This is a genomic window from Vibrio kasasachensis (genome assembly GCF_050337565.1).
GTDB lineage: Bacteria > Pseudomonadota > Gammaproteobacteria > Enterobacterales > Vibrionaceae > Vibrio > Vibrio kasasachensis.
The window spans coordinates 83,254-107,407 of the sequence record NZ_JAKJTB010000012.1 but is presented as its reverse complement, the minus strand read 5'-3'; the positions used below and the strand labels follow the sequence as shown (position 1 = coordinate 107,407).

General features: G+C 42.2%; 21 protein-coding genes. 14 read left to right on the top strand and 7 right to left on the bottom strand.

Translation table 11 applies throughout. The features are described from left to right. Positions 1–35 precede the first annotated feature (35 nt). From prc to L4C38_RS09280, 3 genes are all read right to left on the bottom strand, one after another. Positions 36–2,030 carry a carboxy terminal-processing peptidase gene (gene prc / locus L4C38_RS09290; protein ID WP_428797271.1) on the bottom strand — a complete coding sequence of 665 codons (1,995 nt, stop codon included), beginning with the start codon at positions 2,028–2,030 and terminating at the stop codon, positions 36–38. Between the two features lie 17 nt (positions 2,031–2,047). After that, on the bottom strand, positions 2,048–2,680 hold the full coding sequence (gene proQ / locus L4C38_RS09285) for an RNA chaperone ProQ (RefSeq protein WP_428797270.1): 633 nt from the start codon (positions 2,678–2,680) through the stop codon (positions 2,048–2,050). Between the two features lie 98 nt (positions 2,681–2,778). Then, positions 2,779–3,252: a GAF domain-containing protein gene (locus L4C38_RS09280; RefSeq protein WP_428797269.1), complete on the bottom strand. Its 474-nt coding sequence runs from the start codon at positions 3,250–3,252 to the stop codon at positions 2,779–2,781. A 97-nt stretch (positions 3,253–3,349) separates the two neighbouring features. On the opposite strand from L4C38_RS09280, the gene L4C38_RS09275 reads away from it, so the two are divergent. The 4 genes from L4C38_RS09275 (at position 3,350) to rsmF (ending at position 10,647) form a co-directional block, all read left to right on the top strand. Beyond that, the gene (locus L4C38_RS09275; RefSeq protein WP_428797268.1) at positions 3,350–5,146 is read left to right on the top strand and encodes an ABC transporter ATP-binding protein; all 1,797 of its coding nucleotides are present in this window, start codon (positions 3,350–3,352) and stop codon (positions 5,144–5,146) included. A 27-nt stretch (positions 5,147–5,173) separates the two neighbouring features. Next, the gene (locus L4C38_RS09270) at positions 5,174–6,442 is read left to right on the top strand and encodes a PqiA/YebS family transporter subunit (RefSeq protein WP_428797267.1); all 1,269 of its coding nucleotides are present in this window, start codon (positions 5,174–5,176) and stop codon (positions 6,440–6,442) included. Next, positions 6,435–9,068, top strand: a complete 2,634-nt coding sequence (locus L4C38_RS09265) for a PqiB family protein (RefSeq protein ID WP_428797266.1) — start codon at positions 6,435–6,437, stop codon at positions 9,066–9,068. The genes L4C38_RS09270 and L4C38_RS09265 overlap by 8 nt, the downstream gene beginning before the upstream one ends. A 157-nt stretch (positions 9,069–9,225) precedes the next feature. Continuing rightward, positions 9,226–10,647 carry a 16S rRNA (cytosine(1407)-C(5))-methyltransferase RsmF gene (gene rsmF, locus L4C38_RS09260; protein ID WP_428797265.1) on the top strand — a complete coding sequence of 474 codons (1,422 nt, stop codon included), beginning with the start codon at positions 9,226–9,228 and terminating at the stop codon, positions 10,645–10,647. Positions 10,648–10,845: 198 nt separating this feature from the next. Here the strand turns inward: rsmF and L4C38_RS09255 are convergent, their stop codons facing one another. Beyond that, positions 10,846–11,679, bottom strand: coding sequence for a CvfB family protein (locus L4C38_RS09255; RefSeq protein ID WP_428797264.1), 834 nt, complete (start codon positions 11,677–11,679; stop codon positions 10,846–10,848). Between the two features lie 98 nt (positions 11,680–11,777). On the opposite strand from L4C38_RS09255, the gene L4C38_RS09250 reads away from it, so the two are divergent. Then, the gene (locus L4C38_RS09250; protein ID WP_428797263.1) at positions 11,778–13,148 is read left to right on the top strand and encodes a hypothetical protein; all 1,371 of its coding nucleotides are present in this window, start codon (positions 11,778–11,780) and stop codon (positions 13,146–13,148) included. A gap of 9 nt (positions 13,149–13,157) precedes the next feature. On the opposite strand, the gene L4C38_RS09245 is transcribed toward L4C38_RS09250, so the two are convergent. Then, positions 13,158–13,637 carry a PaaI family thioesterase gene (locus L4C38_RS09245; protein WP_428797262.1) on the bottom strand — a complete coding sequence of 160 codons (480 nt, stop codon included), beginning with the start codon at positions 13,635–13,637 and terminating at the stop codon, positions 13,158–13,160. Positions 13,638–13,885: 248 nt separating this feature from the next. Between L4C38_RS09245 and L4C38_RS09240 the strand changes: the two genes are divergently transcribed. Together L4C38_RS09240 and L4C38_RS09235 are read left to right on the top strand one after the other, a co-directional pair. Further along, a complete protein-coding gene (locus tag L4C38_RS09240; RefSeq protein WP_428797261.1) occupies positions 13,886–14,938 on the top strand; it encodes a 3-deoxy-7-phosphoheptulonate synthase in 1,053 nt (350 codons plus the stop codon). Positions 14,939–14,954: 16 nt separating this feature from the next. Next, on the top strand, positions 14,955–15,440 hold the full coding sequence (locus L4C38_RS09235) for a YajQ family cyclic di-GMP-binding protein (RefSeq protein ID WP_428797260.1): 486 nt from the start codon (positions 14,955–14,957) through the stop codon (positions 15,438–15,440). Between the two features lie 58 nt (positions 15,441–15,498). Here L4C38_RS09235 and L4C38_RS09230 read toward each other — a convergent pair whose 3' ends face one another. Further along, complete coding sequence (locus tag L4C38_RS09230) at positions 15,499–16,428, bottom strand: precorrin-2 dehydrogenase/sirohydrochlorin ferrochelatase family protein (RefSeq protein ID WP_428797259.1); 930 nt, start codon at positions 16,426–16,428, stop codon at positions 15,499–15,501. 405 nt (positions 16,429–16,833) lie between these two features. Here L4C38_RS09230 and L4C38_RS09225 point away from each other — a divergent pair, with 405 nt between their 5' ends. The 6 genes from L4C38_RS09225 to L4C38_RS09200 all read left to right on the top strand — a co-directional run bounded on the left by L4C38_RS09225 (position 16,834) and on the right by L4C38_RS09200 (position 22,399). Next, on the top strand, positions 16,834–17,862 hold the full coding sequence (locus tag L4C38_RS09225) for an amino acid ABC transporter substrate-binding protein (RefSeq protein WP_428797258.1): 1,029 nt from the start codon (positions 16,834–16,836) through the stop codon (positions 17,860–17,862). A 77-nt stretch (positions 17,863–17,939) separates the two neighbouring features. Beyond that, entirely contained in the window at positions 17,940–19,136 is a 1,197-nt protein-coding gene (locus tag L4C38_RS09220; protein ID WP_428797257.1) for an amino acid ABC transporter permease, read from the top strand. Between the two features lies 1 nt (position 19,137). Further along, positions 19,138–20,235, top strand: coding sequence for an amino acid ABC transporter permease (locus L4C38_RS09215; RefSeq protein ID WP_428797256.1), 1,098 nt, complete (start codon positions 19,138–19,140; stop codon positions 20,233–20,235). Positions 20,236–20,257: 22 nt separating this feature from the next. Continuing rightward, entirely contained in the window at positions 20,258–21,007 is a 750-nt protein-coding gene (locus L4C38_RS09210; protein WP_428797255.1) for an amino acid ABC transporter ATP-binding protein, read from the top strand. Between the two features lie 281 nt (positions 21,008–21,288). Next, on the top strand, positions 21,289–21,957 hold the full coding sequence (locus L4C38_RS09205; protein WP_428797254.1) for a Bax inhibitor-1 family protein: 669 nt from the start codon (positions 21,289–21,291) through the stop codon (positions 21,955–21,957). 112 nt (positions 21,958–22,069) lie between these two features. Then, positions 22,070–22,399, top strand: a complete 330-nt coding sequence (locus tag L4C38_RS09200; RefSeq protein WP_428797253.1) for a TusE/DsrC/DsvC family sulfur relay protein — start codon at positions 22,070–22,072, stop codon at positions 22,397–22,399. Between the two features lie 23 nt (positions 22,400–22,422). Here the strand turns inward: L4C38_RS09200 and yccX are convergent, their stop codons facing one another. After that, positions 22,423–22,695, bottom strand: coding sequence for an acylphosphatase (yccX, locus tag L4C38_RS09195; protein ID WP_428797252.1), 273 nt, complete (start codon positions 22,693–22,695; stop codon positions 22,423–22,425). Positions 22,696–22,940: 245 nt separating this feature from the next. Here yccX and L4C38_RS09190 point away from each other — a divergent pair, with 245 nt between their 5' ends. Then, positions 22,941–24,134: a class I SAM-dependent methyltransferase gene (locus L4C38_RS09190; protein WP_428797251.1), complete on the top strand. Its 1,194-nt coding sequence runs from the start codon at positions 22,941–22,943 to the stop codon at positions 24,132–24,134. Positions 24,135–24,154: the final 20 nt, after the last annotated feature.

Here is a 24,154-nt window from a genome sequence, read left to right as displayed (position 1 = left end):
GCTACTAGAGCTCGCTTTATTATGTCTTAAATCAATTATTGAATCATATCGACCATGATAGCTACCGATTCATCTAAGTAAGCATCAGGTGCTTCATAATCTTTCGGTATATCATCAAGGGTTTTGTATGGCTCTAAACTAGCTGCTTTTTGGCGTTGATTTAGTCGGTTCAAACGAAGTGCGTCAGCTTCATCGCTAATGCGCTTACGCTCTAACTCGTTGAGAGACAGCGAGTTATCTTCTTTTTCTGCTTTGTATCGTGCGATATCATCAGCAATAAAACCAAACTCTAAATCATTCGCAATACGCGTTTTATGCAGCTCATCTAGTTTAATAATGATTTTTTCGTTACGCTGTAACCGCTCGTAATCTGCTTTTGCAATACTATCCCAAGGTAAGGCATTATCTTCCACGCTTTCACCTGTTTCTGCAGGATCAATTGGGGTTGGGTAAGCAATATCTGGTACAACACCTTTATTTTGCGTACTACCACCATCAATTCGATAGAATTTTTGGATAGTGTATTGCACATAACCCAGTTCTTTATCAAACAAATCATAGATATGATTTAAAGAACGGTGCTGCTGAACAGTACCTTTACCAAATGAGTTCTCACCTACAACCACTGCTCGACCGTAATCTTGCATTGCCGCAGCAAAAATTTCGGACGCAGAAGCACTGTAACGATTAACCAAAACCATAAGTGGACCATCGTAGCTGATCTGGTCATCGGTATCAGCATTGACGTTGATACGACCATAACTATCACGAACCTGAACAACAGGACCACTGTTAATAAATAAGCCAGAAAGTGAAGTCGCTTCAGTTAATGCGCCACCACCATTATTACGCAGATCGACAATAACGCCATCGACGTTCTTCTCTTTTAACTCAATCAGTAGCTTGTCAGTATCTTTTGATAAGCCAACATAAAAACTGGGTACTTCGAGAATACCGATCTTCTTACCGTCTTGTTCAACGATCTCAGATTTAACCGCACGATCTTCTAAACGTACTTTGTCGCGGACGATCGAAATAACTTTACTCTTGGCATCATTACCTTCAGGCAAGATTTCAAGCTTAACCGTCGTTCCTTTCGGTCCTTTAATCAATTGAACGACATCATCGAGTCGCCAACCAATTACATCGACCATTTCTTCGCCGTCTTGCCCGACACTGACAATACGATCACCGTCACCAATTTTTTTGCTCTTAGCTGCAGGTCCACCAGCAACGAGTGAACGAATTACAGTGTAATCGTCAGTCATTTGCAATACCGCGCCAATACCTTCAAGAGACAAATTCATCTCTTGTTGGAACTGATCAGCATTACGTGGAGATAAGTAGCTAGTATGAGGATCGACTTCACGAGAGAATGCGTTCATATATAGCTGAAATGCATCTTCATTATTGGTCTGGCTTAGACGTTTGAGCGCGTTATTGTAACGCTTGCCTAGGATATCTTTAATTTCATCCCAGTTTTTACCCGTCAATTTCAGATTTAATGCATCATATTTTACCCGTTTGCGCCAAAGCTCATCGAGTTCTTGCTGAGTTTTAGGCCAATCGGCTTCACTACGATCAAGTTCAATACTTTCATCTACATCAAACATCATCTCCTTATCCAAAAGAGACAGCGCGTAGTCAAATCTTTGATAGCGGCGTTTCATCGATTGATTATAAATATCGAAAGCAATTTGGTTATCACCTGCTTTCAACTGATCATCAATAGATTTTGCCCACTGAGAAAAAATATCCACATCAGCTTGAGTGAAGATATTTTTATTAAAATCAAGCATTTCAATATAACGGTCGAAAATCGCTTGCGAGAATTCGTCGTCAAGCGTGAATTGCTTGTAATGAGAGCGGGTAAAGCGGGAAGTCACTCGTTTACTTGCTGTTTTGTGCTGAGCTTCTTGCTCAAGCGCAGGTAAATCGGTTAGCTCGATTTTTGCTTCGAGTGCTTTAACTGGAGTTGCTGCTAGCATTACGCTAGCAGCAATCAGCGAAAAATTTAAACGGCATTTCATGCTCAGGAGATTCTCCTTTATGCGCGAAGGTACTCCGCTTTCACAACCATTTGCAGGCCGTTAGACAGTTGAACTCGCACATCTTCCTTATTGATTTCAACGATAGTAGCAGCCATGTTTCCTTTGCCCATGTTCACATTTACATCATTGCCAACTTTCATTTCATCAGCAGTTAGTAGACGTGTTTCCACTGGCTTATTGGCTTTCGGCGCAGATTTCGCTTGTGGGCGACGAGCTTGTTGTGGTTTCTTACTTGCTGGCTTAGCATTCGCTTTGCTTTCTTCGCGAGTTTTCTTCACTTGCTCTTTGCGACGAGCTTGCACTTTCGCTTTGCTTTCTTCTAATGCAGTTTTAGCATGTTCTACGTGTTCTTCATCTAGCTCACCACATGGGTTGCCATCTAAATCAACACGAACCGCACCTGGTTTAACACCGTGTAGGTAACGCCATGATGAAGTGTACTGTCTTAACGCTGCACGAAGCTGAGTTTTACTTACTTTTGCGTCATCTGAAAGACGATCCGCAAGATCTTGAAAAATACCAATTTTAAGTGGCTGTGCTTCACCTTCTAAAGTAAAGCACTTAGGGAAACATTCAGCAATATATGCAATAACTTCTTTGCTGTTTTTTAACTTTTCAGTGTTTTCCATGGGTTTTCCTGGTTAGTGCGGACTATCCGCGAGCGTTAAGATAAATATTTTGGGTATTATAGTGACCTGTATAGGAAAAACCACACTCTAGAGCTAATTTATGCCTTGATAGCGTGTGAATTAAGCAGCTTTTCTACTTCTGCCATCAAAATCACCAGTCCTTTTTCATCTTCCTCACCAAATCGACCAATATTTGGGCTATCAATATCTAGAACACCAGCAACTTTTCCATTAATACTAAATGGAATCACGATTTCAGAGTTACTTGCTGCGTCGCAAGCAATATGCCCTTCAAACTGATGAACGTCATAAACACGTTGCACTTGATTCGTTGCAACTGCCGTACCACATACACCATGCCCTACGCGAATTCGAACACAAGCTGGTTTACCTTGGAATGGACCAAGTACCAATTGCTCATCCTCCATGAGATAGAAACCTACCCAGTTAATATCTTCTAACTCCATATTCAGTAAGGCACTAATATTGGCTAAATTAGCGATTAAGCTAGGCTCAGACTCCATGATAGCTTGAGCTTGCTTAGTCAACCGCTGGTAGAATGCTGCGTTCATAATGACTTCCGTAACTACTTCAAATGAAAACATGAGACTTATTTGGTTAATCTACGTACAATTATAAAAACTATAAATAGTAAGCATTATCAGTAGAATGACCCAAAACAACAACACTATTAGCCGTTCTTGGTTGATTTCACAAGTAAAAATACACAAATCCAAGCTAATGGTTGCCAATTTAGTTGCGGTCATTGCAACCTTGGTCAGCGTCCCTATCCCTCTGTTAATGCCATTAATGGTCGATGAAGTACTGCTAAACCAGCCAAGCTCTGGTCTCGACATGATGAACCGCATTCTACCAGTTTCTTTACAAACGCCATCCGGTTATATCCTTTTTACTCTCGTGCTCATCGTATTAATGCGTACTGTTGGCCAGGCACTCAACATCGTACAGAGTCGGCAATTTACACTCGTATCGAAAACCATTACCTATCAGATGCGCAGTAAAATGATCGATAAGCTTGGTCGTATTAGCATTCGTCAATACGAGACTCGCGGCAGTGGAGGTATTAACGCTCACCTCATTACTGATATTGAAACAATTGACCAGTTCATTGGTTCAACTCTAAGTAAATTCTTAATCAGCTTTCTCACCGTCATCGGTACCGCAGGTGTTCTACTTTGGCTTGAATGGCGGCTAGGGCTTTTTATTCTACTCGTTAACCCCATTGTGATTTACTTCTCACGTCTGTTGGGTAGTAGAGTTAAGCACCTAAAAAAAAGAGAAAATCAATCTTTTGAGCATTTTCAAAATCGACTGGTTGAAACTCTTGATGGCATCTATCAACTACGCGCAGCCAATCGAGAAAGAGAGTTTTTAAGCGAACTCAAATTGAATGCTAATCAAGTTCGACTCGATGCGGCTAAATACGCCTGGCAATCAGAAGCGGCTGGGCGGGTTTCTTTTTTACTATTTCTGTTAGGTTTCGAACTATTTCGCGCTGTTGCTATGCTCATGGTTTTATTTAGCGACCTAACGATTGGGCAAATTTTTGCTGTGTTTGGTTACCTATGGTTTATGTTGTCTCCCGTACAAGAGCTACTTGGCATTCAGTTTTCATGGTATAGCGCCAAAGCGGCTTTGGCGCGCATCAATACCCTACTTGAACTTGAAGAAGAACACCGCCCAATAAGTAAGATAAACCCATTTAGTGACGATAAAGAAGTCGACGTTAATATCAAGCACGTGAGCTTTTCTTATAATGATGAAAATCAAATTCTGAAAAATCTAAATTTACATATTCCTGCGGGTAAAAAAGTTGCACTGGTTGGCGCAAGTGGCGGTGGCAAATCGACCCTGATTCAGCTTTTGATTGGCGTCTACCGCCCAAACTCTGGTGTGATCCAATTTAATCACCACGCCGCAGACGATATCAGTTTTGATGTAATACGTGATCAAATTGCCGTGGTTTTACAACAACCTATACTATTTAATGATAGCTTAAGGCATAATCTCACGCTTGGTGGTCACTATAATGATAATCAACTATGGCAGGCACTCGAAATTGCACAAATGCAGGATGTTATTTCACAGCTTAGCCAAGGGCTCGAAACTCAGATAGGACGTACTGGCATACGTTTATCCGGTGGTCAAAGACAAAGACTTGCTATTGCCAGAATGGTTTTGAGTAATCCAAAATTTGTTATATTGGATGAGGCAACATCAGCGTTAGATACCGCGACTGAAGCAGCATTACATCGCGCACTCACTGAATTTTTAAATGGACGCACAACCTTAATTGTTGCTCACCGTTTATCTGCCGTAAAACAAGCCGATATTATCTATGTTTTAGAAGATGGTCAGGTGACCCAAACAGGGACACATGGGGAATTAGTTGAACAACAAGGTTTATATCAGACGCTTTATGGAACGGTTCAATCACACGGATAACATCCTTGCTCACAAATTTCGGGGGCTATGTTGAGCCAACTAGCCCATAACACAGAACCTAGCCGTGTACGCTTGTGTCCAGGCTGCGAATTGCCTATCGACATCATAGCAGTCAAGCAAGGTAAAACCGCCTATTGCCCTCGATGTGGTTCTCAGCTGTATCGTGGTGGTCAACCATCTTTATCAGGCAACCTTGCAATCGCTCTGACGTGCTTGTTGCTATTTATACCGTCTCACTTTTTCAACTTTCTAAGTATTCGACTGTTCGGTCAAATGATTCCTGCAACCTTGCCGACTGGTATCATTACGCTGTTTAACGAAGGTTTTGTTTTCCTTTCGTTTCTTGTTGCTTTTTGTAGTTCTTTGGCGCCACTGCTTGTATGCGGATCCGTTGTTACGGCTCACATCGCGTTATATACACGTTCATTCAAATTGCTTAAGCGATCTTTATGGATCGTGCATCATTTAAAGCACTGGGTGATGATTGATGTATTCCTGATCAGCGTGGCTATCTCTTGCTTCAAATTACAAGACTATTCTGACATTTTTGTTGGAACGGGATTGTACGGGTTATTGCTATTACAAGTATTCACCGTACTGCTAGTTAGCCGTTTTAGTGTAAGACGCTACTGGGAGGCATATAAGCATGAATCCGAATATCCGTTTGAACATAAAGATGTTCATTGCAGTGCTTGTCACTTGTCTCAACCCAATGGTCAACGGTGCGTTCGTTGTGAAACTAATCTTTCTCATCGTTCGCCGAACTCTATTCTAAAGACATGGGCATATCTTTTAGCGGCAACAATCGCTATTTTGCCAGCAAACTTAATCCCGATCACGATTCTACTCACCAACGGGAAACGTCTAGAAGATACGATTATTTCTGGAGTTGCCGCATTAATAAAAAATGGCATGACGGGAATTGCGATCATCATTTTTATCGCAAGTATTGTCGTTCCAGTCGCTAAAATTCTTGGTTTAGCTTATATATTGCTAGCGGTAAAATTTAAGCGTCGCATATTTCATCGTCAGAGAATGACTATTTATTTCGTGGTGAAATGGATTGGCAAATGGTCAATGATGGATCTATTTGTAATTTCAATCATGATGGCTTTAGTCGACCGAGGTCAAATCCTTGATTTTACACCGGGTTACGGCGCTGTTGCTTTTGGGTTTGTTGTGGTATTAACCATGTTGGCAGCGGATAGCTTTGACCCTCGATTTATCTGGGATAATTACCAACAAAGTCCGTCATCCCAGACAACAACAAAACAACAAGAGTCTTTCAATGAGTAATTCTACGTCTTCGCAAAATTCTTATTCTCCCGATGTGAAGCGCAATCGCGGTATTTCTCCCCTATGGATACTCCCTATCCTAACAACGCTACTTGCGGGTTGGTTAGTGTTTAAAGCAATCCATGACGCTGGGCAGCGTATTGAAATCCATTTCTCTGATGCGCAAGGCTTGATCGCTGGTCGAACAACAATTCGCTATCAAGGTCTTGAAGTTGGCATGGTGCGTGGCATAAACCTCTCTAATGATTTAGAGAGTATATATGTCGAAGCCGATATCTACCCAGAGGCGTCTAAGCTATTGACCGACAAAACTCGCTTTTGGATGGTGAAACCAACAGCTTCTTTGTCTGGCATTTCAGGGCTCGATGCTTTGGTATCTGGCAACTATATAGCCATACAACCTAGCGCAGAAAAGGGGGAACTTAAAACCAAGTTTTTCGCTCTGGAACGAGCTCCTGCCGATCTGCTTGCTAATGAAGGACTAAACATCACACTAAAGGCACAAGACCTTGGCGGAATATCAATCGGCTCACAGATTCTCTATCGCAAAATACCTATCGGTGAAGTCTATAATTATCAACTCGACCAAGAGAGTAAAAACGTCGTAATTCAAGCTTCTATTCGTGATGAGTATAGTCATATTATTACTGACGAGAGTCGTTTCTGGAATGTGAGTGGCATCGGTGCCAATGTGGGATTTTCTGGGGTTGATATTCGCTTAGAGAGTTTAAGTGCGTTGATTGGTGGCTCTATTGCTGTTGATTCACCAGATCGAGGATTACCTATTACTGAAGACATGCAATTTAAACTCTATCCTGACCTTAAAACCGCTGGGCGAGGTATTCCAATTAACATCACCCTCCCAGATGATAACAATATCAGCCCCTCAGGTGCTCCAATCATGTATCGTGGTATTGAGGTGGGTCAAGTCACCGATTTACAGCTCAATGACACACGCAACAAAATTATCGCGTCTGCAGCGATTCAACCAGCATTTAGCGATATGCTGACTAATGGTAGCCGTTTTATCTTAGAAGAAGCAGAAGTGTCTCTGTCAGGTGTAGAGAACCTCACCAATCTAATCAAAGGCAACTTCTTGACTCTGGTGCCAGGTGAAGGGGATAAAGCACGTAAGTTTGATGCTATCCGTAAGAACGAATTTAAAAAACAGCAAGCTCAATCTATCCCACTTGAACTCTACGCAGACAACTCCTTTGGTTTGGACGCAGGCGCAAAAGTATTGTACCGAGGCATTAGTGTTGGAGACGTCACTAAAACAACTTTAGCAAAAGACAAAGTGCGCTTTGATGTTTTAATAGACAAGCGTTACCAAGATTTGATTCGTTCCAATAACCGCTTCTTCGTAACAGGAAGCGCGAGTGCTGAGCTTACTGAGTCCGGCTTGAATATTACCGTGCCACCAGCGAAACAGCTTTTAACTGGTTCTATTAGCTTTGTCAGTGAAGGGAACGCAAAAGGCAGCGAAGAGTATCAATTATATCAAAGCAAATCATTAGCCGAACTTGCCAAATATAATCTCTCTGGATCTAAGAAAATCACACTTGTGGCGCAAGAGCTACCACCGATTGCCAAAGGCAGTCCCCTACTTTACCGCAATCTGAAAGTGGGCAGCGTATCTGACTATAAGCTCTCCAGTGAAAACGTACTGGTGACCATTAGTATCGAAAATCAATATCGACATTTACTTAATGAACAAACTGTCTTTTGGAACCGCTCTGGTGTTGAAGTCGATGCAACACTCGCAGGTATTAGTGTTAAAGCGGCGCCGTTGAGAACACTTCTGGAAGGCGGAATTGCATTTGATTCAATGCCCGGTGTCGAGAACAAGCACGAACAATACTGGAAGCTTTACGAAAACTTTAAACATGCTCGTAAATCTGGATTTGAAATAACCTTACTCGCATACGGTGATACCAAAGTCTCTGTCGGTACTCAGATCCAGTACAACAGTATTAAAGTCGGTGAAATCAGCGCAGTTACGCCCAATTTTGAACGTAATGAGGCAAAGCTAAAAGCTCGCATCTTACCTGAATATGCACAAAACATTGCTCGTGAAGGTTCATATTTTTGGTTACCTCAAGCTAAAGTCGACTTAAGCGGAATTAAAAACTTGGAGAACCTGCTTAGTCAATCAATCAACGTCGACGTGGGAGGTGGCAATCAAACCCGCAGTTTTGAATTACACGCTCATCCCTACCAGCCTCAAGGAGCACGATTCATTCTACAAAGTGAAGCGAGAGGCTCAGTGACTCAAGGCACTCCAGTTCTATATAGGGAAATGGAAGTCGGCAAAGTAATCAGCGTAAAACTCGGCGAATTTGCTGATCGCGTCATTACTGAGATCAACGTTGAACCTGAATACGCGTATCTGGTTCGTCAAAATAGCATTTTCTGGAACAGTTCAGGTGTAGACGTATCAATTGGTCTTACTGGGGCAGACATTAAATCTGGCACCTTTGACAGCTTATTGCGTGGTGGCATTACGTTTGCCACTCCGGAAGGAACACAGTTGCAGTCAGTTGCTCAGCAAGGGCAAGCGTTCATGCTACACTCAACTCCCGAAGAAAACTGGAAAAAGTGGCGAACGGCAATACCAAAGCCATAACGAACCCTTCAACTCATTAACGCAGCTTCGGCTGCGTTTTCTTTTATTAAGATGACTACGTTGTCAGTAATATCAAACACCAATAGCCGGTCTACTCGCGTCGCAAGCAATTTTGGGTATATAATCGCGCTAAATTTATTATCTTCGAGTTTGTATTTTGCACGCTAACGTATATCTCCCTGAAGCATTCCTTACTGAGATGGCTGACATTCTTCCTAGTTCACTGAACATGGACGATTTCATTGCCGCTTGCCAACGCCCGCTGCGCAAAAGCATTCGCGTTAACACTCTCAAAATTACCGTAGCTGATTTTCTAACGCGTGCTAAAGACAAAAATTGGCAACTGGAGCCTGTGCCTTGGTGCAATGAAGGCTTCTGGATTGAAGCTGATGAAACGACAGTACCTCTTGGTAACACTGCTGAACACATGGCTGGGTTATTCTACATTCAAGAAGCCAGCTCGATGATGCCTATCTCCGCATTATTTATGCCTAATGACTCATATAACAGCGTCTTAGATATGGCAGCAGCCCCAGGGTCGAAAACAACACAAATAGCAGCCCAAATGGGCAATCACGGTATTTTGGTCGCTAACGAGTTCTCGGCGAGCCGAGTAAAAGTGTTACACGCTAATATTGAACGATGCGGTGTAAGAAACGCAGCGCTAAGTAACTACGATGGTCGTGTATTTGGTGGTTGGTTACCTGAACAATTCGATGCCGTCCTTATCGACGCACCTTGTTCCGGCGAAGGTACGGTACGTAAAGACGCCGATGCAATGAAAAATTGGAGCAAAGATTCCGTACTGTCTATCGCGAAAACACAAAAAGATCTGATTGAAAGTGCGTTTCATGCTCTCAAACCCGGTGGTGTAATGGTTTACTCTACGTGTACTTTAAGCCAAGAAGAAAATCAGCAAGTGTGCCATCATTTAAAGCAAACCTTTGGCGATTTAGTTGAATTCGATAGCTTATCGGAGCTATTTCCAAATGCAGAGAAAGCACTAACAGAAGATGGCTTCTTACACATATTCCCTCAAGTCTATGACTGTGAAGGCTTCTTTGTGGCTCGTATTCGCAAATTGGGGTCTGTACAAGCTCCTGAGGTTCACAAGCGCCTCGGTAAGTTCCCATTCACCAAAGCAAGTAATAAAGTTGAACATGAGATCGCAACTCAGCTGAAAGAGGCACTTGACGTTACACTGCCTGAAAATAGCCAAGTCTGGCTACGCGACAACGATGTATGGCTATTCCCTGCGGCGCTAGAACCTATGTTAGCTGAATTTAAATTTTCACGAATGGGGATCAAAATCGCAGAGGCACACAAAAAAGGTTATCGATGGCAGCATCAAGTGGCTACAGCACTAAGCAATGGTAACGAAGCTAACATTGTAGAACTTTCTGTTGAAGAAGCGCGAGAATGGTTTATGGGTCGTGACGTTCGTCCTAGTGAACAATCTGGCACAGGTGAAGTATTAGTAAAATACGCTAACGACGTGATTGGACTGGGTAAATGGGTGGGGAATCGTGTCAAAAACGGATTGCCACGTGAACTGGTAAGAGACAAAAACTTGTTCTGATCGCTAGGATATAAGTTCTAAATACTGAAATTTTCGAGCAAAAGCCAAATTATGCACTACAATTATAGGTAATAATAATTGATTGTATTCATACAGTTAGCGCAGGCTCGGAATAGAGCCCTTCCCCTAGGCCCGGATCAGGATAAGATCTGGGCCTTCTTTTGTTCGCCATTAAATTCATCTCAAAAAAGAGATGAATTAGTTTAGGCGAATACCTTCTTTTTCAATGGTGATCTTGCCTTGCTTATACAAACCACCAATGGTCTTTTTGAAAGTACCTTTGCTCGCGCGAAATGCTTCGAAAATAGCTTCTGGCGTTGATTTATCGTTTAACGGTAAGTAGCCACCTTTTTTCTCAAGTAACTCGATGACTTTGCTGCTTAAGTCATCCATCTTCGCTACACCCATTTTCTGCAGTGAAAGATCAACTTTACCATCTTCACGCACTGCTTTAACGTACGCTTTAAGTCTTTTGCCGATAAACAATTTGCCGAACACATCAGAGCTAAAAATCATACCCCAGTGTTCGCCATTAACTATCGCTTTATAACCCAGTTCACTGCGCTCAGCGATGATCAAATCAACTTGTTGATTTGCGGTATAATTTGCAGGTGTTTTATCCAACCATTTATTGAATTTAGTGGTACCAACAATTCGACCGGACGCTTTATCTGTGTATACAAACACAAGAATCGTTTGCCCTTCAGTTAAGCGACCACGTTGCTCACTGTAAGGTATCAATAAATCTTTTTCTTTGATCCCCCAGCTCGCGAATGCGCCAGTGTTGTTCACACCTTCAATCTTCATCAAACCCCATTCACCCACTTGAGCAATTGGCGTTTCAGTTGTCGCTACCAGTTGGTTGTCAGAATCAAAATACAGAAATGCATCAATAAATTGACCTACTTCAACTCCTTCTGGAACGAGGCGCTTAGATAAAAGAGTCGTACCATATTCGCCCGCATCAAGGAAAACGCCGAATTCAGCACGCTTCACTACTTCAAGGTGGTTTACTTGACCAACATTAATCATTGAATTTTCTCTGTAACACTTAATTGGGGGCGATTATAGCGAAACTCTGGTATGCTTGCGCCAGATAATTTGAACTTTTTTCCCTCCGGAGCACTCCCTTGATTACCGTTGATAAGCAAGACGGCATCACGCTCAAGATTTCCCATTCGATGGCGTCCAGCAAGAAGGCTAATCTTGACCTCTATTTCTTCGTTCCTGGTGAACTGGGTCTTAGCCCTCATGTATTGAAGGAAACTGAGTTTTATTACGAGTCCATCGTACAAAAGCGCGCATATTATAGTGACAAAATCCTTTTGCCACTTGTGCATAGCCGCTTGGCAAAGCGGGGGCGTCTGTCATCGACTCAATATCGAGTAAGTTTGAGTCTGTTTGCCTATCAATATGTTATTGCTCTCGATAGAGCCGTTAGCCAATTAAATCGCTATGAAACAGACTCAGTTACTGACGAAGAAATAGATGCTGTTATTGAGCTTGCGATCGATATTCTAAAAAAACTGCGCCGTGGTATCCCTTACGAAGAAAACCTCAAACGCTATTACGCCAATATCGACAACTACCTTTCATGGTATACGGAGCAAAAGTTTCTTTCTCTTGTATCGCACATGCCCCGTGATGGTGAATACAAAACACTCAAAGATCGCCTCATTACTATTGTTGAGAAAGAAAAAGCTCACCGCAAACTCAACCACTATAACTCGCCAGCAACCCGTGACGACGTAACGCGAATGAGTAATAAAATGCGTTTACTTCGCCGCTTGATCGAGCATCCAATCATTCTCAAAGAACGTACCACTTCTTTGGGTAAAAATATGAAGCGAATTGTGAAAGGTCTTGCTACGGGGTTTGTGATGGTTTTTGTTACGACTATCGCTATCGTGGCACGTGATTATTGGGGAGAGATTACAGCCTCATTCATTATTGCGATGTCATTTATATACGCATTGCGGGAGATTTTTAAAGATGACCTACGCGATGTGTTATGGCGCTGGTTCCGTAAAGGTAAACCCCATTGGCGAAAACGATATAGCGACCCAACAACCAACAAAGTTGTCGGTCAAAAGACAGAATGGTTGGATTATCTTGCACTAAATAAACTCCCCGACCGAATTCTACTTGTTCGCAAAAAGCGTACGGCGCAGCGTGAGGAGCAGATCCTCCATTATCGCTCTGAAACCGAGATGGCAACTTCTCGCTTTATGAGTGGTTATGAAGAAACACGTGAATCAATGTTTATCAGTATGCGCACCATTACACGCTTGATGGATAAAGGCTCAAACCGAGTTTATTTACTCAACAATGGGCAAGTGAGCCGAGAGTCTGTAGAAAAACGCCACCTCATCAATTTGATAGCGAAAGAAGACCGTCTTGACGGTAAGCCTCGCTACTATCGTTGGAAAATCATTCTAAACCGAACCAAAATAGTCGCGATTGAACAGGTCGATATCGGTGCACAAGCGCCTATCCCTTAGTTGAGTCTGTTACTTTTTAGATTGCTTAATCGATAGCGTTAATTCAAACACCGCCATAGGTTCTTCACCATGAAGTGATGGACAAGTGGCGGTGATAGTCACGCTCTTGTTCACCCTTTCACCCGTTTTGATTGCTTCATCTAACATCTCATCAATCAGTTTTCCATCACAACATGTAAACAATACATCCGCTTCAGGGCGTTTAAGGAACTCGCCTTTGACCGCTTTAAACGCCAAAGTAATATTCTTACCCTTTTGCTGAGCTTTACTCATGGCCATAAAGCCACCAGCCACATCAGCGCCTATGGCCAACACACCAAAATACATACTGTTTAGATGATTCTTAGTCCTCCTGCGAAGTGGAATTAACACTTCCACCTTTTCTTCATCGAGACTAATAATCTTTGGTCGAGATAACCAAATAAATGGCACTTTGAAAAAACCGAAACTGGATAAGTAAAAATTCGCTTGGCGGATTGGCGATAGCATAGGTATGTTCATACTTCACTGGTCTGATGTGTTTGTAATAGCCTAGTTGTATATTGTTTTGATGCAATGTCAACATACTCTTAACATTAATGAGAATTGCACGCACTCAATCGGTTACATTGTCACTCACTCAAGGTTACTTTGGCTACTTTGTTATAAGTTAAAGCTTAAGAATTTGTATAAGTGGTTTATTCCTTATTGTGTTTCCGTTATCTTTAGCGCTTCGTAATTAAAGAACAGGCTGCAGTATGCCACTTAAAACCGACGAATTAAGAACCCAAGCTATCGGACCAATGCCGACTCCTGCAGAGTTGAGCCACACTTACCCAATTACGGATGACGTAGCCGAGCGTATTGCTAACTCACGTCGCCAAATTGAGCGTATTTTGGTCGGTAAGGATCAACGCCTTCTTGTTATCGTTGGTCCATGTTCTGTGCATGACACTGAAGCAGCCCTTGACTACGCAACGCACCTAGCTAGCATTCAAGAACAGTACAAAGATGAACTGTTTATTGTCATGCGCACTTACTTTGAAAAGCCTCGCACTGTCGTTGGTTGGAAAGGTCTAATCACAGATCCAAATTTAGATGGGTCGTATGCGCTTGAAGCGGGCTTAAATAAAGCTCGTGAGTTGCTACTGGATATCAATAAACTTGGTTTAGCAACGGCTACCGAGTTTCTTGATATGGTCACTGGTCAATACATCGCTGACCTAATTACTTGGGGTGCTATTGGTGCCCGTACCACTGAATCTCAAATTCACCGCGAGATGGCTTCTGCGCTTTCTTGCCCTGTTGGGTTCAAAAATGGCACTAACGGCAATACTAAAATTGCTATTGACGCCATTCGTGCCGCTCAAGCGTCGCACTATTTCTATTCACCAGATAAGAACGGTCGAATGACGGTCTACCGTACCAGCGGTAATCCACACGGTCATGTCATTCTACGTGGTGGCGATCAAGGTCCAAACTTTGATGCTCAATCAATCGAAGTTGCCTGCAAACAGCTTGCAGAGTTCGACCTACCACAACGACTTGTGGTAGATTTCAGTCATGCTAACTGTCAAAAACAACATAGAAAACAAATCGATGTAGCAAAAGATATTTGCGAACAGATTAAATCTGGCAGTACTTATATTGCAGGCGTAATGGCTGAGAGCTTTATTGTTGAAGGCAATCAACCGATGGACGATTTGTCTTCCCTAACCTACGGTCAGTCGATTACTGATCCTTGTTTAAGCTGGGAAGATACTGCTTACATGTTAGAACTATTGGCGAATGCTATAAAAGCGCGCCCTTAATTTAGAGGAAATTTACATGCCATCTTTTGATATTGTTTCTGAAGTTGATGCGGTTGAACTACGTAACGCTATTGAAAACGCGCAACGCGAACTAACAACGCGATTTGACTTCAGAAATGTGGCAGCTGAATTTGAGCTACAAAAAGATGAATCTGTAAAACTCAGTGCGGAAGGTGACTTCCAGTTAAAGCAAATGCGTGATGTTCTTCGTAACCACTTAACTAAACGTGGTGTCGATGCAAACTCAATGGAAGCTAAAGACGCTGAAGCAACCGGCAAAAACTGGCATCAGATTGTCGTTTTCAAACAAGGTATTGATGCCCCGACGGCAAAGAAGGTTGTTAAAGCACTGAAAGATGCAAAGATGAAAGTTCAAGCGTCAATCCAAGGTGAAAAAGTACGCATTACTGGTAAAAAGCGTGACGATCTACAAGCGGCTATCGCGTTACTTCGTGAAGCTGAGCTGGGTCAACCTTTCCAGTATGAAAATTTCCGTGACTAATTGAAATATTTTTACGGTGAAATACATAAAGCCCGCCATTTGGCGGGCTTTATTACATCTAGGCTAAAGATAATTTTAAACTTTTTCCAATCAACAAGTTGTATTTAGCTGACTTTGCCGTAATAAACACCACCACTCTTAGTTTTTTATTGGCGGCTATCTTCAATTGGTCGCTAAGATTCCCTTCATTGTTGAATTCGATTCTTTCGGCATCTCTACGCACACTATCAATAAATACAAATGGACACTGTCCTGGATACAGCACCAATTCGGCTTTCTGCATGAGTCTTAGCGCTTTCAAAGACAGTAGTTCAAAGTCATCGCCATACTCTATCCAAGTAACCAACCCTTCATCAACCACATTACTATCTAACAGGCTCTGATAACACGCCTCTAACTGTTGTCTGCTTTCTGCCAATTCAACCTGAGGCAATTCAAAAAAGTCTTCCCAGAATTTTCGTCTTAACTCTACACTTGGCAGTTTTTCTTTGATATCTCTTCGTTTTGAAGCACCAAACTCAGCTTGCAAAGCTAAATTTTGGGGCAATGTATATTCCAATTGCTGACGAATATTACGAACCAATACCGGAGAGGCTCCGCCACTTGATATTGCTATTTGAATTCGTCCACGATTAACGATTGATGGTGTAATGAAATCACAATATGGTTGGTCATCCACCACATTGACGAGGATGCCAAATTTTTTAGCATCGCTGTGGACTTGATGATTGAGTTGGGGGTTGTCGGTTGTCGCCCAAACTTGGATATAACGTGAGTCCATCATTTCCTGAGAATAGAAGTTTTTCACCCAGTGACACTCGCCTTGACTCACGAGAGTTTGCAGAAAGTCCTCTATCGCCGGAGAAATAATCGTCACTATCGCACCAGCTCTCACTAATGTATCCACTTTTCGGCAAGCGACTTCTCCACCACCGATAACCAAAACCGATTTACCCTTAAGGTCTACAAACATTGGAAAGTACTGCATCTCACTCCTTACCATCTAGAATTTCGATATTTTACTCTGAATTTTTCACAACAAACAAAACAACACAACGGTTAACATTCGTTCAACAAAAACATATCACCACGAATATGCTTATTTTCTTGGATTACTAGCTTCTTTAATAGAATTGAGATCAACATAGTATTTACAATTCATTAACACTTCGTCATTCTAATTGTGCCTAGGATTGTGATTCTAATCAAAAATCATTTTAAATTATACAGTTGAGAATATGCAGATCCTTTCCTAGTCTTATAACTAGTTGATTTACAGAACTGTAAAATTTTACAGCTTTATAACGTCAACATAATTAATCAACACAATATTTCTTAATTGGTTGTATCAGGTGTCACCTGGTTTAACATGGATTCTACAGGAAGGATACACATGAAAAATAAACTATCGCTCCTTGCTTCAGTTGTCGTTGCATCTACAGCATTTATCTCTACCACTGCAACTGCTGCAGATGGCACGCTAGAAAAAGTCTTAGCAAATGGGGTGCTAAGTTGTGGAGTAAGTACTGGTCTACCAGGTTTCTCAAACCCGAACTCAAAGGGCGAATGGGAAGGAATTGACGTAGAATATTGTCAGGCTCTTGCCGCCGCTGTTCTGGGTGACAAAACAAAAGTAAAATACGTACCACTAACAGCAAAAGAGCGTTTCACCGCTCTCCAATCTGGTGAAATTGACGTTCTATCTCGTAACACAACATGGACTCTACATCGTGATACTGCGCTAGGTCTGAACTTTGTTGGTGTTAACTACTATGATGGTCAAGGTTTTATGGTTAAGAAAGATCTTGGTATTTCAAGTGCTAAAGAACTAGATGGCGCTTCCGTTTGTGTTCAATCAGGCACCACAACTGAACTAAACCTTGCCGATTACTTCCGTGTCAATGGTATGAAGTATAAGCCAGTCGTATTTGATACTGCCCCTCAAACTTCTAGTGGTTTTGATTCTGGTCGTTGTGATGTACTAACAACAGACCAATCAGGTCTATACGCTCTTCGCCTAAATCTTGCTGATCCTAGTTCAGCTGTCGTTCTACCAGAAATCATTTCCAAAGAACCTTTAGGTCCTGTTGTTCGACAAGGCGACGACAAGTGGTTCAATATTTCTAAGTGGACACTGAATACAATGATCAACGCGGAAGAGTACGGTATTGACTCGAAGAACGTTGATGAAATGGCAAAATCATCAGATCCAAACATCAAACGTATCCTTGGTATTGATGGACCTAAAGGTAAGAGCCTTGGTCTTAAAGATGATTGGGGTTACCAAGTAATCAAACAAGTAGGTAACTACGGTGAGAGCTTCGAACGCACGGTAGGCGAAGGATCTCCACTTGAAATCTCTCGTGGCGTAAATGCACTTTGGAACCAAGGTGGCTTCATGTACGCGCCACCAATCCGATAAATACGACAACAACTAAACAAATGGGCGGGAACTCTTTCGCCCATTAATAATATCGACGGATTAGAGGTTACTGCTGTATGAAACCTACTACTAAGGAGGCAACCAAAGCTCCTGCTTCTGGTACCAGCCTTATTTATAATCCCACCTTTCGCTCAGTTATCTTTCAAGTTATAGCTGTCAGTACGCTGGGCTTTTTCATTTACACTATTGTTAACAATGCACTTACCAACTTAGATTCTCGTGGCATTGCTACTGGTTTCGATTTTTTAACTCAAGAAGCAGGCTTTGGGATTGGTCTGTCACTGATTGAGTATGATGAAACCTTTTCTTATGGTCGCACTTTTTGGGTGGGACTTATTAATACTGCGTTAGTCTCTTTTATGGGTATTATCCTTGCGACTGTACTCGGTTTTACCATAGGCATAGCACGACTGTCATCAAACTGGCTCGTGAGCCGTTTGGCCGCTGTTTACATTGAAGTATTTCGAAACATACCGCTACTTCTTCAGATCTTTTTTTGGTATTTTGCGGTACTTCAAGCTTTGCCATTGCCACGACAAAGTATGAGCTTAGGTGAAGCTATTTTTGTCAATGTTCGTGGGCTCTACTTCCCTGCTCCTGTATTTGAGCAAGGGTCAATGGTCGTATTGGCAGTTTTTGCACTAGGAGTTATTGCCACTCTTGTCATCAATATTTGGGCAAGAAATCGCCAGAGATTAACTGGGCAGCAAACACCGATGATCCGAATCGCGATAGGTGCTATCGTTGTACTCCCTTCAATTACTTACTTTGTTATGGGCTCGCCAATATCGGCTCAGTACCCTGAGTTAAAAGGCTTTAATTTCCGTGGTGGTATTAGCATCATTCCTGAACTGGCCGCACTCTTACTTGCTTTGAGTATTTACACTGCCTCGTTCATTGCAGAAATTGTACGCTCGGGTATTAATGCTGTAAGTCATGGTCAAACTGAAGCGGCGATGTCGCTAGGGCTACCCCGTTCAAAAACACTTAAGTTGGTTGTCATTCCGCAAGCACTGCGGATTATTATTCCGCCGTTAACCAGTCAATATCTTAACTTGACTAAAAACTCTTCACTCGCAATGGCGATTGGCTACCCAGACTTAGTCTCAGTCTTTGCTGGCACCACGCTCAATCAGACCGGCCAAGCGATTGAAATTATCGCTATGACGATGGGGGTTTATTTGACACTTAGTCTACTAACGTCTGCTCTGATGAACCTGTATAACCGTAAAGTAGCGCTGGTGGAGAGATAGTATGAGTACACATCAATTTCAACCTGACCTACCACCACCATCAAATACTGTTGGTTTTATTGGGTGGTTACGACGTAACTTATTTAACAGTCCAGCTAACTCAGTTGTGACGATAATATTAGGTTACATTGCTTTCGTTGGCTTATGGTCTATAGCAGACTGGGCATTCATTAATGCCGATTGGACAGGTACAACTCGTAACGACTGTACGCGGGAAGGTGCATGTTGGGTCTTTATCAGCGTGCGTTGGGAACAGTTCATGTTTGGCTTCTATCCTGAAGCAGAGCTTTGGCGCCCTCGCCTTTTCTATGCAACATTAGCTATTTTTACCGCGCTACTGGCTTATGAAAACACCCCAAAACGTACTTGGATTTGGTTGGTCTTCGTAAACATCTACCCTTTCTTTGCTGCTGCGCTTTTATATGGTGGTGTATTTGGCTTAGAAGTCGTTGAAACCCATAAATGGGGTGGTTTGCTGGTTACACTCATCATCGCGCTTGTCGGTATCGTAGTCTCTCTCCCAATCGGCGTAGCCTTGGCATTGGGGCGTCGTTCTGACATGCCAATTATACGTAGTATCAGTACGGTTTATATTGAAGTATGGCGTGGGGTACCACTGATCACCGTACTCTTTATGGCTTCTGTAATGCTGCCGCTGTTTATGTCGGAAGGCTCTGAAACCAACAAACTAATACGCGCATTAATCGGTGTTGTTATGTTTGCTTCAGCCTATATGGCAGAAGTAGTTCGTGGGGGGTTACAAGCAATTCCAAAAGGGCAATATGAGGCGGCTGATGCGCTAGGTCTAAGCTATTGGAAGAAAATGGGGTTAATCATCCTACCCCAAGCACTGAAGATTTCTATTCCTTCAATCGTTAATACTTTTATTGGTCTCTTCAAAGATACCAGCTTGGTTCTGATTATCGGCATGTTCGATGTTCTAGGTATCGGTCAATCGGCGAATACCGACCCAGAATGGTTGGGGTTTGCGACCGAGAGTTATGTATTTGTCGCGTTAGTGTTCTGGGTATTTTGTTTTAGCATGTCACGTTATTCGATATGGCTTGAAAACAAACTTCACACCGGTCACAAACGATAATTTTTGTATTCAAGGACGTATTATGACGCAACAACAAGACTACATGATCGAAATTAACGACATGAACAAATGGTACGGTGAGTTCCACGTATTAAAGAACATTAATCTGACAGTCAAGAAAGGTGAAAAAATAGTGATTTGTGGGCCGTCTGGCTCAGGCAAGTCTACCATGATTCGTTGTATTAACCGTTTAGAAGAACATCAGCGTGGGCATATTTTCGTATCTGGTAACGAATTAACTGAAGATCTTAAGAACATTGAAGCTGTTCGCCGTGAAGTGGGGATGTGTTTTCAACACTTTAATCTTTTCCCGCACTTAACCGTATTGGAAAATTGCACACTTGCGCCTATTTGGGTGAAAAAAATGCCTAAACAAGAAGCAGAAAAAATTGCTATGCAGTACTTAGAACGTGTAAAGATCCCTGACCAAGCTGATAAGTATCCCGGTCAGCTCTCTGGTGGGCAACAGCAACGCGTAGCAATCGCCCGTTCTTTGTGCATGAATCCACAAGTGATGCTGTTTGACGAACCAACCTCAGCTCTCGATCCAGAAATGGTCCGAGAGGTACTTGATGTAATGGTTGAGCTTGCTGATGAAGGTATGACAATGCTTTGTGTAACGCATGAAATGGGGTTCGCGAAAGAAGTAGCAGATAGGGTCATATTTATGGATGCCGGTGAAATAATTGAAGAAAACAACCCGATTGATTTCTTTGAGAATCCACAATCAGACCGAACACAGAACTTCCTTGCGCAGATTTTGCATCACTAAAATGCCTCAATCTTTCATATGAGGGCACGACAACGTGCCCTTTTCTTTTATCACTAGGCGTAAAATTGCCTTCACTTTAAATAGCTTATGAGTAACACATCACATACCACTCACAGCTGCTGTCGCTTTAAAGGCGTAACTTGGTTAAATTGTGTTACATCTTTTGAATTACTTAAGCCAGTATTTCTATTATTATGTGATAACTACAGTGTGGGACTTGATCTTTTCACTAAAGAACCTCATAAATGTAGTTAAAAGCTGAACACCCAACGAGGAAGACTATGAACAGTCCTATGTTTACCCGATCAACAAGTGCTACTAATACACTTGAGATCAATAAAACGCTAAAGAATACTTACTTTTTACTATCGATGACTCTAGTCACCAGCGCAATCGCTGCGATGGCAACAATGGCTATCGGTATCTCTCCAATGATCGCACTTGTTATGCAAGTAGCGGCTATCGGTATTCTGTTTTTTGTTTTGCCAAAAAGCATTAACTCCTCGATGGGTATTGTCTGGACTTTTGTCTTCACTACTCTGCTAGGTGGCGCTCTAGGTCCAATGTTGACGTACTACGCATCAATTGCGAATGGTCCTTCTATCATCGCACAAGCGTTAGGTTTAACCGGTATGGTCTTCCTTGGTCTATCTGGCTACACAATTAGCACCAAAAAAGATTTCTCTTTCATGCGCAGCTTCTTAATGGCTGGCCTAATCATTGTTATCGTGGCTGCAATCATCAATATTTTTGTTGGTTCAACGCTCGGTCAACTAGCGATTAGTAGCATGTCAGCGCTTGTGTTCTCTGGCTTTATTTTGTACGACACTAGCCGTATCGTTCGTGGTGAAGAGACTAACTACGTTAGTGCGACTATCTCAATGTACCTAAATATCCTTAACTTGTTCACAAGTCTACTAAGCATCTTAGGCATCATGAACAACGATTAATGCTCAATCTGATTAAAAAAAGCCCGATGGATACACTCCATCGGGCTTTTTTGTTGAGCATAAGTAATTGCTAAGCTAACCTAACCGTAACCCAATTGATTGGATAATCAGGATGTTTGAATACAACGGTAAACAGATTGAAACCGATGCTCAAGGTTACCTTTTAGACTACACGCAATGGGAAGAAGGCATGATTGCCATTCTTGCGAGCGAAGAAGGCATTGAGTTAACAGATGCGCATCTTGAAGTGGTGCACTTTGTTCGTAAATTCTATGAAGAATTTAATACATCGCCCGCGGTAAGAATGCTCGTAAAAGCAATGGAAAAAGCGCATGGTCCAGAGAAAGGAAACAGTAAATATCTGTTTAAGTTATTTTCTGATGGTCCAGCGAAGCAAGCAACTAAACTTGCTGGTTTGCCAAAACCAGCCAAATGCTTATAAGCATTTTCTATCCTGTAGCCTAGCTACAGGATATCAAAACCTGCATATGGTTTAGGCTCGATATTTTCACTTTCTAATGACTCGACGCTCGCGCTTGGAGGACCTTGACGCAAATATTGCTGCATTTCAATAATCTGACTTTCATCGCCGCAGACCAGTACTTCGACATCACCATTATTCAAATTTTTTGCGTAACCTGTGACACCCGTTTTCATACCAAAGCGAGCCGTGTGATAGCGAAATCCAACGCCTTGAACGCCACCAGTAACTGTAAATTTTATACATTGATGTACCATACCTATAACCCTCGCTATAACACAGTGTTAAGCCACCACTTTTTAATATAGCAAACTATTAATGGCGAAACTTCAGTATCCAATGAATACACCACTCAATCTCTACTGTAGGTGATTAACTTAATTTCATACATAGGTATCGCCTCTCTATCACTTATAGCCATCATCACCGCTCTTTTATTTGATTTTCCCTGCCGCTTCACTGACAATACCCGTCCTTTCAAGACAATCATTTGAGTATCGTAATGACACCAGCAGTTTACCTAGTCAAAGGTAGAGACAAATCACTTCGACGTAAGCACCCTTGGATCTTTTCTGGCGGCATCAGTCGTGTTGAAGGTGAACCACAACTAGGTGAGACAGTCGATGTCTTTTCAAATGATGGGCAATGGTTAGCAAAAGCAGCCTATTCACCAAACTCACAAATTCGAGCAAGAGTGTGGAGTTTTGAAAAACGAGAAATTGACCGAGCCTTTTTTGTTAAACGAATCCGTGATGCACAGTTATTGCGCGAAGATGTCATAGAACGAGATGGTTTAACTGGTTATCGCCTTATCGCGGGGGAATCTGATGGCTTACCTGGTATTACCATCGACAAATATCAAGATTATCTCGTATGCCAGTTGTTGAGCGCAGGAGCCGAATACCAAAAACAGAACTTGGTTGAAGCTCTTATCGAAGTGTTCCCTTCTACAAATATCTATGAACGTTCTGATGTTTCAGTACGCAAAAAAGAAGGTTTGTCTGAATCAACTGGTGTGTTACATGGTCAGTTACCACCAAAATCTGTCGTGATTGAAGAAAATGGCATTAAAATTAGCGTTGATATTGTAGGTGGTCATAAAACGGGCTTCTACCTAGATCAACGTGATAGCCGCCAGCAATCAATGAAATACGTTAAAGATAAAGAAGTGCTTAACTGTTTCTCTTACACTGGTGGCTTTGGTTTATACGCATTAAAAGGTGGAGCAAAGCGAGTCATCAACGCTGATGTGTCGCAACCCGCTCTTGATACCGCTAAATTCAACGCAGAGTTGAATGAGTTTGATATATCGAAGAAACGTGGTGTCTTTTTGAACGCGGATGTATTCAAGTTATTACGTGAATACCGCGACCAAGGCACACAATTTGATGTTGTGATCATGGATCCACCTAAATTTGCTGAAAGCAAAGCACAGCTTAACGGTGCTTGCCGTGGATATAAAGATATCAACATGCTGGCAATGCAGATCCTTCGCCCTGGAGGGACGCTATTAACTTACTCATGCTCAGGGCTAATGGAACAAGCATTGTTCCAAAAGATCATTGCCGATGCTGCATTAGACGCAGGGCGTCAAGTCAAATTCGTAGAACGGTTTGAGCAAGCCGCAGACCATCCTACTGACACGGCTTACCCTGAAGGTTTTTACCTCAAGGGCTTCGCTTGCAAAGTGCTTTAAAATAGAAAAAGGACCCTCGG

Excerpts from the sequence above, each read along its gene's own strand:
- L4C38_RS09275 (WP_428797268.1), top strand. The coding sequence starts at position 3,350 with ATGACCCAAAACAACAACACTATTAGCCGTTCTTGGTTGATTTCACAA.
- L4C38_RS09230 (WP_428797259.1), bottom strand. The coding sequence starts at position 16,428 with ATGCAGTACTTTCCAATGTTTGTAGACCTTAAGGGTAAATCGGTTTTG.
- L4C38_RS09240 (WP_428797261.1), top strand. The coding sequence starts at position 13,886 with ATGCCACTTAAAACCGACGAATTAAGAACCCAAGCTATCGGACCAATG.
- L4C38_RS09255 (WP_428797264.1), bottom strand. The coding sequence starts at position 11,679 with ATGATTAATGTTGGTCAAGTAAACCACCTTGAAGTAGTGAAGCGTGCT.
- L4C38_RS09225 (WP_428797258.1), top strand. The coding sequence starts at position 16,834 with ATGAAAAATAAACTATCGCTCCTTGCTTCAGTTGTCGTTGCATCTACA.
- prc (WP_428797271.1), bottom strand. The coding sequence starts at position 2,030 with ATGAAATGCCGTTTAAATTTTTCGCTGATTGCTGCTAGCGTAATGCTA.
- L4C38_RS09270 (WP_428797267.1), top strand. The coding sequence starts at position 5,174 with ATGTTGAGCCAACTAGCCCATAACACAGAACCTAGCCGTGTACGCTTG.
- proQ (WP_428797270.1), bottom strand. The coding sequence starts at position 2,680 with ATGGAAAACACTGAAAAGTTAAAAAACAGCAAAGAAGTTATTGCATAT.
- L4C38_RS09205 (WP_428797254.1), top strand. The coding sequence starts at position 21,289 with ATGAACAGTCCTATGTTTACCCGATCAACAAGTGCTACTAATACACTT.
- yccX (WP_428797252.1), bottom strand. The coding sequence starts at position 22,695 with ATGGTACATCAATGTATAAAATTTACAGTTACTGGTGGCGTTCAAGGC.
- L4C38_RS09190 (WP_428797251.1), top strand. The coding sequence starts at position 22,941 with ATGACACCAGCAGTTTACCTAGTCAAAGGTAGAGACAAATCACTTCGA.
- L4C38_RS09215 (WP_428797256.1), top strand. The coding sequence starts at position 19,138 with ATGAGTACACATCAATTTCAACCTGACCTACCACCACCATCAAATACT.
- L4C38_RS09265 (WP_428797266.1), top strand. The coding sequence starts at position 6,435 with ATGAGTAATTCTACGTCTTCGCAAAATTCTTATTCTCCCGATGTGAAG.
- L4C38_RS09280 (WP_428797269.1), bottom strand. The coding sequence starts at position 3,252 with ATGAACGCAGCATTCTACCAGCGGTTGACTAAGCAAGCTCAAGCTATC.
- L4C38_RS09220 (WP_428797257.1), top strand. The coding sequence starts at position 17,940 with ATGAAACCTACTACTAAGGAGGCAACCAAAGCTCCTGCTTCTGGTACC.
- L4C38_RS09245 (WP_428797262.1), bottom strand. The coding sequence starts at position 13,637 with ATGCTATCGCCAATCCGCCAAGCGAATTTTTACTTATCCAGTTTCGGT.
- L4C38_RS09210 (WP_428797255.1), top strand. The coding sequence starts at position 20,258 with ATGACGCAACAACAAGACTACATGATCGAAATTAACGACATGAACAAA.
- L4C38_RS09200 (WP_428797253.1), top strand. The coding sequence starts at position 22,070 with ATGTTTGAATACAACGGTAAACAGATTGAAACCGATGCTCAAGGTTAC.
- L4C38_RS09235 (WP_428797260.1), top strand. The coding sequence starts at position 14,955 with ATGCCATCTTTTGATATTGTTTCTGAAGTTGATGCGGTTGAACTACGT.